9 protein-coding genes and 1 pseudogene are annotated in these 9,952 nt (G+C 58.7%); 3 read left to right on the top strand and 7 right to left on the bottom strand.

All coding sequences use genetic code 11. The features are described 5' to 3' along the window. Nucleotides 1-1,428 precede the first annotated feature (1,428 nt). Together A9D60_RS23260 and A9D60_RS23255 are read left to right on the top strand one after the other, a co-directional pair. Entirely contained in the window at nucleotides 1,429-2,223 is a 795-nt protein-coding gene (locus A9D60_RS23260; protein ID WP_065269790.1) for an HAD-IIB family hydrolase, read from the top strand. After that, complete coding sequence (locus tag A9D60_RS23255) at nucleotides 2,216-3,436, top strand: glycosyl transferase (protein ID WP_065269789.1); 1,221 nt, start codon at nucleotides 2,216-2,218, stop codon at nucleotides 3,434-3,436. The genes A9D60_RS23260 and A9D60_RS23255 overlap by 8 nt, the downstream gene beginning before the upstream one ends. Nucleotides 3,437-3,446: 10 nt before the next feature. On the opposite strand, the gene A9D60_RS23250 is transcribed toward A9D60_RS23255, so the two are convergent. The 7 genes from A9D60_RS23250 to A9D60_RS23220 form a co-directional block, all read right to left on the bottom strand. Then, on the bottom strand, nucleotides 3,447-5,192 hold the full coding sequence (locus A9D60_RS23250) for a sugar phosphorylase (RefSeq protein WP_065269788.1): 1,746 nt from the start codon (nucleotides 5,190-5,192) through the stop codon (nucleotides 3,447-3,449). A gap of 112 nt (nucleotides 5,193-5,304) precedes the next feature. Continuing rightward, nucleotides 5,305-5,934 carry an urease accessory protein UreG gene (gene ureG, locus A9D60_RS23245; RefSeq protein WP_065269787.1) on the bottom strand — a complete coding sequence of 210 codons (630 nt, stop codon included), beginning with the start codon at nucleotides 5,932-5,934 and terminating at the stop codon, nucleotides 5,305-5,307. Continuing rightward, complete coding sequence (locus A9D60_RS23240) at nucleotides 5,931-6,578, bottom strand: urease accessory protein UreF (protein ID WP_065269786.1); 648 nt, start codon at nucleotides 6,576-6,578, stop codon at nucleotides 5,931-5,933. Before A9D60_RS23240 ends, ureG begins: the two co-directional genes overlap by 4 nt. Beyond that, complete coding sequence (gene ureE / locus A9D60_RS23235) at nucleotides 6,568-7,065, bottom strand: urease accessory protein UreE (RefSeq protein WP_065269785.1); 498 nt, start codon at nucleotides 7,063-7,065, stop codon at nucleotides 6,568-6,570. Before ureE ends, A9D60_RS23240 begins: the two co-directional genes overlap by 11 nt. 31 nt (nucleotides 7,066-7,096) lie before the next feature. Next, nucleotides 7,097-7,285: a DUF1127 domain-containing protein gene (locus tag A9D60_RS23230; RefSeq protein ID WP_065269784.1), complete on the bottom strand. Its 189-nt coding sequence runs from the start codon at nucleotides 7,283-7,285 to the stop codon at nucleotides 7,097-7,099. 191 nt (nucleotides 7,286-7,476) lie between these two features. Then, nucleotides 7,477-8,436 carry an ATP-binding protein gene (locus tag A9D60_RS23225; RefSeq protein ID WP_065269783.1) on the bottom strand — a complete coding sequence of 320 codons (960 nt, stop codon included), beginning with the start codon at nucleotides 8,434-8,436 and terminating at the stop codon, nucleotides 7,477-7,479. Beyond that, nucleotides 8,436-9,638, bottom strand: a complete 1,203-nt coding sequence (locus tag A9D60_RS23220) for a hypothetical protein (protein ID WP_175393026.1) — start codon at nucleotides 9,636-9,638, stop codon at nucleotides 8,436-8,438. The genes A9D60_RS23225 and A9D60_RS23220 overlap by 1 nt, the downstream gene beginning before the upstream one ends. 107 nt (nucleotides 9,639-9,745) lie before the next feature. Between A9D60_RS23220 and A9D60_RS23215 the strand changes: the two are divergent. Beyond that, nucleotides 9,746-9,925 (top strand): annotated as a pseudogene (locus tag A9D60_RS23215) (transposase); the annotation flags it as partial. Nucleotides 9,926-9,952 lie beyond the last annotated feature (27 nt).

Here is a 9,952-nt window from a genome sequence, read left to right as displayed (position 1 = left end):
TCTGTAGTGCGACCTCAAGGCAAACAGACTGGGGCAGCGACGATAGAAAATCCATATCCTGAAAGGACAAGCTCCATTTGCGTGCCGCGCTGGCATCCATCTACCCAACTCCAAAATACCGCATGAAAGCAAATGGCTACGAGTTTTCGTGATTAGCGCAACATAAATCGTTCACAAATGTTCTGAATTTTGGCCACTTTTTCACGTTCGAGCCCCTTGGGCCAAGATAGGGGAATTGTCGCAACCCAATCTAGAATGTGCCCGCGTACACCTCAAAAACGCGTAAGCGAAATTATGTTAAATAAGATAGTTCACCTGACCTGAATTCCGACCGCTAAGCGTTCGGCTGGCAGCAACTAGGCTCTAGCCTTTTGTGTCATGAAGAGATCAATCTCGAAGAATGCTGTATGAAAAAATTCCTGCTGGATCTGTCTAAGAATTCAGGAGCCGCGCTGAAACTCACTAAATCTGCCTCATCAAAAATGGGGCTGTGATCTTGGAAGGCTCGAGCAAAAACACGCAGAGACTGAAAGCGCCATTTTCAGAAGCCGCTTCTAGGGTCAGGAACTTTTCCAAACTGGACATCAACGAGGGCTTGTTCCGTTTTGCTGACCGGGAGCACGGATGAAACGAGCATTCGGCTCCTACTGCGGTTGCCGTCATGATGCACTGGACGGTACTTTTTCAGCGTTAAGTGAGAAAATCTAAGTGCCTGAAATGAAGACAGAAAGATGATCTCAGGGCGGAGTTCCGAGAAGGAACACAGGACAAACGATTTGCAAAGTGGTGCTATTGAACAGGCAGCAAGACGGACTTCTTGTAAGGTTATACGGCACGCTCTGCAGGCCGAAGCGACAGCGCAAGGCTTTGGTCATCCGGCGGCAGGTTTGTCAGTTCTCGCAGCGCATCGCTGATTGGAAGCGGCTTCAACACGTCTGCCAGCAGCGCTTCGTCCCGCTCCGCAAATGCCCGGCTTAGCCGCTCTTCCGCCGCGTTCACAATACCGGGGTCTGTCCTGTTATCTGCGAGGCAACTGGGCGCGTTTTGGCATCGGGCACTTCTGCAAACGGCAGGATCGGCCATCCGCAAAATGAAGATCAGTGCGGCACACGCCACAGGCCTCGACCATTATCAGAACGTCCCAAGGCCCCGGTTCCGGCTGAGGATCGTCCTCCAGGCAGAGCGACTCGTGGGCCTAGCGGAACATTATTGCGCGCATCTTGCGCCTCCTCCGGGAAAGGATACCCCAATTGAGCATTCCTTAAGTGATCAGGATCGAGCCGCCCTGCCGGCTTGGGCTCAGGCCTGCGGATGAAAAAAGCCCGAACGTTAAGCAGGCAGCAGAGAACCGAACAGGATTTCAGCAACCGCGCCTGGCCTGGCTGCGGAAATCTCTCCATCCCGGGACGGCCAGACTATACTTGGCGCATGACGCTAGCTGTCCCGCTTCTCGTATTCTCTGATCTCGATGGCACCTTGTTGAGCCACGAGGACTATTGCTGGGAGTCCGCCCGCCCGGCGCTGACAGCGCTGAAGGAGGCCGGGGCGGGTGTCATTCTGGCGACCAGCAAGACGGCGGCTGAAGTTGCTCCGCTGAGGCGTTCGATGGGTCTCGGGAGATGGCCTGCAATTGTCGAAAACGGCGCCGGGCTGCTTGGGGCGGGAAAGGAGACCGCCTCGCAATGCAGCCGGTACACGGACCTGCTGGACCGGATTGCAGTGCTGCCGCCGGGCTTCCGCGGCTTTAGGGCGATGTCCGATCACGAGGTTGCAGATCTTACCGGCCTCACGCTCGGGTCAGCCCGGAACGCCCGGACCCGGGACTTCAGCGAACCCGGTGTCTGGCAGGGCACGGAGGCGGACCTCGGCCGGTTCCTGAAGGCGGTTCGATCTGCCGGGCTGCAGGCGCAGCGCGGCGGGCGGTTCCTGACGCTTTCCTTCGGCGGCAACAAGGCGGACAGGCTGCGGGATCTGGCAAGGCTCTATTCCGCCGGGCTGACCGCGGCCCTTGGCGATGCGCCCAATGACGCCGCGATGCTGCAGGCCGCGGACGTCGGATTTATCGTCAGCAACCCGCACGGGCCGGATCTGCCGCCCTTGCCGGGGGAAGCGGAAGGGCGCATCCGCCGTACCGAACTTGCCGGGCCGGCCGGCTGGAACGCCGCGGTCCTCGGCCTGCTGCAGGACCTTAATCTGACCAAGGAGGAAGCAAGCGATGGCTGACTTTCACCAGAACGGAAACATCACCACGCTGCATAATCTGCGAACGCGCAGCCTTGAGGACCTGACGCATGAGCTCACGGTCTACGCTAAAACCAGGCGCATCACCCTGATCCTGCCCTGCCTTTATTCCGAGCTGGAAGGCCCGGCGCTGGAGAACATCGTGGAAGAGCTGGCACAGGTGCCCTATTTGCACCGGATCATTATCGGATTGGACAAAGCGGACGAGACGCAATTCCGCCACGCGCGCAAATTTTTCGCCAGACTGCCGCAGGATCATATCGTGATCTGGAACGACAGCCCCTGGATGCAGGTGCTGGAGGCACGGCTCGGCTCCCTGGGACTCGCCCCGCAGGAGCCAGGCAAAGGCAAGAACGTCTGGTCCTGCATCGGCTATCTATTGGCCTGTGCTGACAGCGCGGTCATGGCGATCCACGACTGCGATATACTCACCTATGACCGCGAGATGCTGGCGCGGCTGGTTTACCCCGTTGTCAACCCGGGGTTCTCCTACCAGATGTCCAAAGGGTTCTATTCGCGGATCGGGGCCGGCAAGCTGAACGGGCGGGTGACCCGCCTGCTGGTAAGCCCCCTTTTGATTGCCCTGAAGCGTGTGGTCGGCGACCGTGACTACCTCGACTACCTGCGCAGCTTCCGCTATCCGCTGTCGGGAGAGTTCGCGATGCGGACCCATGTCCTGGCAGACCTGCGCATCCCTTCGGATTGGGGCCTGGAGGTCGGTGTGCTTTCCGAAGCCTGGCGCAACCTGGCGCCGAAATCGGTGTGCCAGGTCGAGATTTCCGACGCCTATGACCACAAGCACCAGGAACTGTCGCCCGAGGATGCCTCGCGGGGCCTCAGTCGCATGTCCACTGACATCTGCAAGGCGATCATTCGCAAGCTGGCGGCGGACGGCACGGTTTTCACACCAAATGTGTTCAGAACGCTCAAAGCGACATACTACCGGTCGGCGCTGGATCTGCTGGAAGGCTACCACAGCGATGCCAAGATGAACGGCTTGTCGGTTGATCGGCATAATGAAGAAAAGTCGATCGAGCTTTTTGCCGAGAACATTCTGCGTGCAGGCCATATTTTCCTGGAAAACCCGCATGAAACGCCCTTTATCCCGACCTGGAACCGGGTGCATTCGGCCGACCCGGATTTCTTGGCGGATCTCAAGGCTGCAGCAGTTGCTGACCAGGACGAGTTTGCCTGACCCGGCCTGATCAGACCCTGTTGCTGATCCAGCGGCATTGGTAGGGCGCAAAGGGAATTTCAGGACCGGCCGGTGCAATCCGCTCTCCGGTTATCAGGTCGGTCCAATCGTCGCCTTCGATCAGGTTGATTGCCGTGGGGCTGACGGTCACGGTGTCCTTGCTGACGTTGTGCAGCGCAAATATGGATTGGTCCCGGTCGAGGCTCTGCCGCCAGATCCCGAACAGGCGCTCGTCCAGCGCCAGCGTGAACTGCGTTGCGTTGGGGTGAAAAGCCGGCTGACGGCCGCGGAGCTTCAACAGGCGGCTCATCTCCCCCAGCACCCGCGACTGGTCCGAATGTGGATCGTCCAGCCGCTCAAGCAGATCCGGGTAATGCCACTGGTGCCGGTTGATGGCACGGTTCATACCGCGCCGCTCGACGGCCTCGTGATCGTTCGGGGTCGCCAGCAGCGAATGGATATAGAAGGCCGGGATGCCTTCGAGCGACATCACGATGGTCTGGGAGCACAGAAACCTCGGGATCTGCAGCGCATCCTCGCCCGTGAAGGTGCAGCGCATCGCCTCGAAATAGGAGCAGTTCAGCTCGTAGGGCTCCTCGCCGCCCCCCGGTTTGGCCCGCATCGAAACCAGCCCACCGGCCTGCCGCGCGGCGTCTATCATCCACGCCCTTTCTTCCGGCGGCAGAACACCTTCGGCGGGGCGCATGCCGATGCCGTCATGGCTAGCGGTGAAGTTCAGGTAAGCACAGCCCAACTGCGCCGGCGGCATCGCTGCTTGCCAGCGGTGCAAGTAGCGCGCCGTCCCCGACTGCATGGCGTGCAGGATCAAGGGCGGCAGTGGGAAGTTGTAGATCGCATGCGCTTCATTCCGGTTGCCGAAGTAACTCAGATTTTCGCTGCGAGGCACATTGGTTTCTGTCAGCAGCACAACTGTTTCGGTCGCATAGTCGCACAGCAGCCGCATCAGCTGTACGATGGCGTGGGTCTGCGGCAGGTGGATGCAGCGGGTGCCTGCCTGCTTCCAGATGAAGGCCACTGCGTCCAGCCGCAGGATGCGCACCCCCTTGCTGATGTGCAGGCGGGTGATGCCCAGCATCTCCAGCAGCACGTCCGGGTTGGTGAAGTCGAGGTCAACCTGGTCATGGCTGAAGGTGCACCATACATGACGGGTTCCCTTGCGAGTCTCGACGGCCTGCAGCAGCGGCGTGGTACGCGGGCGCACTGCCTGCGAGAGGTCGTCATCAGGGCTGGCCTCATAGAAGTAGCGGTCATAGGGGGCATTGCCCTGGCGGTACTCATTGAACCAATGGCCCTGGCTGGACACGTGATTGAGCACCAGATCTGACATCAGGTGGAAATGCGACGCGATCCGGGTGATGTCCTCCCAGTCTCCCAGCTGCGGGTTCACCGCCCGGTAGTCGGTCACCGCAAACCCATCGTCCGAGGTATAGGGAAAAAATGGCAGGATATGGACGCCATTGACCACTCCCTTCATATGGCCGAGTAGGAAATCGTACAGCACGTCCAGCGGTTTGTGGCTGCCATCCTGCAGCGAGTTGCCATAGGTGATCAGAACCGCGTCGCGCTCGGACCACAGCCGGTTGCCCGGCCTCCGGCCGCGCTTGCGGCCGTGCGTGCCCGCGGGCCAGAAGGCTGAAACGACCCGTGCCGCGAGCTGCGCAGTGTCGTGGTCCGGGTAAATTTGCTGCAGCAGCCCGGCCAGTCGTGCGTCGAATGCGGTGGTTGCATGGGTCACTTGCAGTCACAGCTCCTGTCAAATGCTCCGGACAAAACTCTCCGGTACGGTCCGATGTTTTCGCAGCCGGGCCAGGGCTGTCAAATGCCGGCAGGCGGCAGCGGGAAAACCGCTACAGCGGGACCGCGAAAGTAAGCCCGCCGATTGCACAAAGATGGCGGACAACTTCGGCAACCCCCTTGCCGTGCCGCACGCTGGTGAACACTGTGGGGAGCGATCCGCGCATCCGCGCGGCATCACGCGCCATCACGTCGAGCGATGCACCGACATAGGGCGCCAGATCCGTCTTGTTGATGACCAGCAGGTCAGAGCGGGTAATCGCCGGTCCTCCCTTCCGCGGGATCTCTTCACCCGCCGCGACGTCGATCACGTACAACGTCACGTCGGCCAGCTCAGGGCTGAAGGTGGCAGAGAGATTGTCGCCGCCGCTTTCGATCAGCACGATCTCCACATCCGGGTGGCGCCGCTCCATCTCTGCCACCGCGGCAAGGTTGATCGACGCATCCTCGCGGATCGCGGTATGCGGGCAGCCGCCGGTTTCAACCCCGATCACCCTGTCCTGCGGCAGCACCTGCATCCGCATCAGCGCCTCGGCGTCCTCTTGCGTGTAGATGTCATTGGTGATCACCCCGATCGAGTGATGCGGCGACAGACAACGGGCAAGCTGGGCGGTCAGCGTGGTCTTGCCCGCGCCGACAGGGCCGCCGATGCCAACCCGCAATGGACCGTGGGGAGAGGTCATGACCGGAAGATCCTTGAATATTGTATTTCATGAACCATCGAGGCGACATCCGCAGCAAAACAGGCGCTGGAGAGGCTGGACAGGTCCGAAGTGAGCGCATTCTTCGCTGCATCGGATACCAGCGGGCCAAGGTTTTTCAGAATGCGCTGGCCTTCGATCTGGCCAACCGGCAGCAGCCGCTGGGCCGCTGCGACCTGATTGGAAACGAATGCGTGCGTGAACATCTCCAGCGTCAGGTCCAGCGGCATCCCATACATGCGGGCGGCGCGCCCGACCGCCACCGGATAGGTCAGATCACGCAGGTTGTCGCCCCAGACTTCCGACGTAGCCCGGCAAAAGGCAGTTCCCTGTTCGACCGTTTCGGCCAGCCGCTCCCGGGAGGGAGCGAAGGCGCGGGCGGTGGCGTCCACTTCTGCCAGCGCGGCCTTGTGTTCGGCGCGGCAGGCGGCGGCCAGCAAAATTGCATCTGCACGGGCACTGCCAAACAGCAACAGATCACCCAACCAGGCTTCCAGCCCTGCCCCATCGGTCACCTCCTTGCGGGCAACCGCAGCTTCCAGCCCGTGGGACCAGGCGAAGGCGCCAACCGGATAAGCCGGCGACAGCCACTGCAGAAGTACCACTGGTCCGGTTTCAGTGCTCATGGCCGTGCCCCCGTCCGTGATGCAGGGAATGGCCGTGTTCATGGGAATGAGGCCGCCCGTGGCCGTAGGCACCGCCTTCGGGGTTGAAGGGTTCCGTCACCTCTTCCACTGTGGCGCCCAGCTGAACCAGCATTGCGCGGATCACATGGTCCCGGCGGATCAGCAGTCGGATACCTTCGATCTGGCAAGGGGTATGGCGATTGCCGATATGCCAAGCCAGCCGCAGCAGCCCCGTTCCGGTGATCTGCAGCAGCGGCTCGGCAGCGGCGACGACGGCGATTTCACCTCCGCCCTCCAGAACCAGCACGCCACCGTGCTCCAGTGAAGTGGTCTGAGCAAGGTCAACCAGCAGGCGGCCGCCACCTTCGGTCTGCAACACCTTGCGGCGCAGGAACCTAGCTTCGTAATCCAGCACCACCCGGTCCACCGGGGCGGCGGCATGAGCGTGGCCATGATATGCCCGGGCAGTCAGCACAGGCGCGTTCATCCGTACGCTCCTGTGCCGAAGGCCAACGGCCTCAAATGTAGAACCTGTCCGAGAATATATGGTGCACGATGTCCTCGCGCCTCAGGCCTCGTTCGGCCAGTTCCTCGTCGCTCATCGCGTTCAACTGCCGCACGGCACGCATGCGTGAATCCGCTTCCGCAATAGCGACCAATGCATTGCCCGCGGCTGCAAAACAGCGGCGCAGGTGCCAATGAGGCATAAGAATGCACGCCTCTTTGATTCGGCAATCCAACCCCCTAATTTTACCAATTAAAATCAGTTACTTGTGAACTTGAAAATGGTGGCGCACCCCAAAAACATGCACACCAAAACCAAAAGCATGCACAGGTCTGGCAAAGAAAGAGCCCGCTCAAGGCGGGCTCTTCGCGGCAACTACACGCGCTCTGATCGTTATTGTTCTTTGTGAAGCAGCGACGCCATCACCTCGGGATTGAAGGCCTCTTCGAAGTCGACAACAGTGAAAGGTGAGTATGCAGGCGGGAGACGGTACGTCTTTGCAAATGCACTCACAAAATGGTCGAGCGAACACGACTGCGCACCTTCGAGTTTAGCCAAGGCAAAAGCCTCGACGACTAGCTCAATGACCAGCCCCCAGCGATTTATGCATGCACAGAGCAACCTCTTGAAGAACTCTGCGTGAGAAAGTTGGTCGAAGGATATCCCAACTGCGTCAGCGTAACTGTATACAAGCCTGTTCAGTTCATGTGCATCCTTCTTGAAATCAATCTGATCGAAGTGAACTGGTCTGAGGAGGTGTGCGAGTTGCTCGTATTCCTGTATATACCTAGCCAAGATTGGAACCCCAGACAGGATCAAAATCAAAGGCCATCTAGAGTCCTTTAGGAGGGTCTTGAAGCTGTCCAAGAAAATCTCGTTGGTTCTCGAGTTTTTCTCAGTGAATACGTGCTGGCACTCGTCAAAATGTATGCCGATGACACCCTGCTGACGGGCTTGGTTTACTACTTCTCCCCAGATGTAGGTTTGAGTGCGCCGTCCATCGATGGGGTAATTCAGGGCCTCAAGCGTCTTTATGCCTAGATCTTTCCAAGACACACTGCCCGCAAGTTCACATGACACGATACGCGCAGGCCTTCCATCTGGCATGATGTTGGGGCCTTCTTTCAGCTTCTCTAACAGGTTTCTGGTTTCGCGTGTCTTCCCCACTCGAGATTCCCCTGTAACGAGGATGCCCCGAGCTTCAAATGGCTGTCCGGCACTGGCCTTAATGTAATAGTCAGTCACACACCATGTCAGCGCATCGACCAGTTCCTGCCGACGTGGCAAGTTGGGATAGAATCCAGTCTTGGCTTCTGAAGAGGCCTCAACTCTTTTTTTGTCGATGAACTCCATTACTCCAAGCTCCCGACATCCTCAGGCCGACCATAGCGTGTCGGTGAGCCTGATTTCCCACCCTCTTTCTTCTTTCGAGAGCCTGTAGAAACTGTACTAGGAATGCTATCCGAACCCGGGTCAGCTATCTTGCGAGCCCCGGATCTGGCGCCGGCATCTGGCTGATTTTCGTCTAAGCAGTCCGATGGCGGCTCATCACTACCAATTGGCAACACCCATGGAGCGTCGGCGTCGACATCCATGATGCGGCCAACGGGAGCGTTGCAGGAGGGCCGTTGCGGCCGCATAACTCTTGCACCTGCGAACACTGACTTTGCTTTAGCCTTGCATTCTTCAACGGTGCTGTAGCTCCGGGGCAGATTTCGCTCCACTCCAATAGCCCTGAGTTTTTCGTGCCGCTGGAGCCGCACTCGGGCTAGCAAGTCCTCATGGAGGTCAGTCAGCGTTGGATGTTCTTTTCGCACTTCTTCCATGAGGTTTAAAACTTCTGGAAGCGTCATGTCCGCGAACACCGTCGTCTGAATTTCCAATGTAATCGGATCTTTGGCCCTCGGTATAATTGCAGTCGCGAGCGACAAGTCATCAGGGTCAACGAACACGTCGATCTTTCTTGCCTCTGGATACTCTTCAAGCTTTTTCTGCAGATCGTCAGAGTTGTACCAAATGCCCCCGAAAACCCTTGCACCTTCATCGTTTGGGGTGACCTGTTGCTTCCATCCGAGATGTATTCGGCGTTCACTCGGATCCATTACCGGGAATCCCTTTCGCTGGCTCTGAACTTGCTTGAGGACTTCAATGGGTCGGCGCCCGCCCATTCCGAAGCCAAAGTGCTGCATCGATGGGTATTCGTCGATCATGAAGCGCGTGAGAATTGCAGTGAGTTCGTCTATGTCAAGAACACCGTTTGCTTTGGCATCGTAGCCAGGTAGCTCACCAGCCTTGCGCCCCGTGTAGCCATGAATCAGTTTGAACAGAACGGCCTCTGTAGTGCCAAACATTCTCTCGATGTAGGGTTTGTCCGTCGCCGAATAAGTGCGGACAATGGTGTTCATAGCACTCAAGCCCATATAGGCTGATACACAGCTGCTATTCCTCAATCCTGGACCGTTGTCGTTTTTTATGTGGCCAATTCCAACGACTGGCGCCGGATCATTTTCACAATTATAGACGACTTTCTCTCTCGTTTTGTCACGGGTAGCCATACGCAAAAGGGCAAGCGTTGCTTCAGCTTTGGGCTGGTCGGGGCATTGTTGCAGAACTCTCTCGTTGGAGGATTCACAACACGAATCCATGGGGTTAGACGGATGTCATGAGCAAGCCCAAGCCCGCCCGCTACCGCACGACGAACTGGTCCGCCTACAACGCTGCGCTCCGCAAGCGCGGGTCTTTGCTGATCTGGCTGGACAAGGAGATGGCCTGGTACGCGCCGCATGAGGGCCGCCCTGGGCGCCCGCCGGTGTTCTCGAATGCGGCGATCCAGTTCTGCTTATGAATGCGGCGATCCAGTTCTGCTTAT

This window comes from Leisingera sp. JC1 (assembly GCF_001679925.1).
GTDB lineage: Bacteria > Pseudomonadota > Alphaproteobacteria > Rhodobacterales > Rhodobacteraceae > Leisingera.
Note: the sequence above shows the minus strand (reverse complement) of the source record. Positions and strands in the feature narration are given on the sequence as shown.

What these genes read in the sequence shown, in the direction of transcription:
- A9D60_RS23260 (WP_065269790.1), top strand. Translation starts at nt 1,429, where the DNA reads ATGACGCTAGCTGTCCCGCTTCTCGTATTCTCTGATCTCGATGGCACC.
- A9D60_RS23255 (WP_065269789.1), top strand. Translation starts at nt 2,216, where the DNA reads ATGGCTGACTTTCACCAGAACGGAAACATCACCACGCTGCATAATCTG.
- ureG (WP_065269787.1), bottom strand. Translation starts at nt 5,934, where the DNA reads ATGACCTCTCCCCACGGTCCATTGCGGGTTGGCATCGGCGGCCCTGTC.
- A9D60_RS23240 (WP_065269786.1), bottom strand. Translation starts at nt 6,578, where the DNA reads ATGAGCACTGAAACCGGACCAGTGGTACTTCTGCAGTGGCTGTCGCCG.
- ureE (WP_065269785.1), bottom strand. Translation starts at nt 7,065, where the DNA reads ATGAACGCGCCTGTGCTGACTGCCCGGGCATATCATGGCCACGCTCAT.
- A9D60_RS23230 (WP_065269784.1), bottom strand. Translation starts at nt 7,285, where the DNA reads ATGCCTCATTGGCACCTGCGCCGCTGTTTTGCAGCCGCGGGCAATGCA.
- A9D60_RS23225 (WP_065269783.1), bottom strand. Translation starts at nt 8,436, where the DNA reads ATGGAGTTCATCGACAAAAAAAGAGTTGAGGCCTCTTCAGAAGCCAAG.
- A9D60_RS23220 (WP_175393026.1), bottom strand. Translation starts at nt 9,638, where the DNA reads ATGGCTACCCGTGACAAAACGAGAGAGAAAGTCGTCTATAATTGTGAA.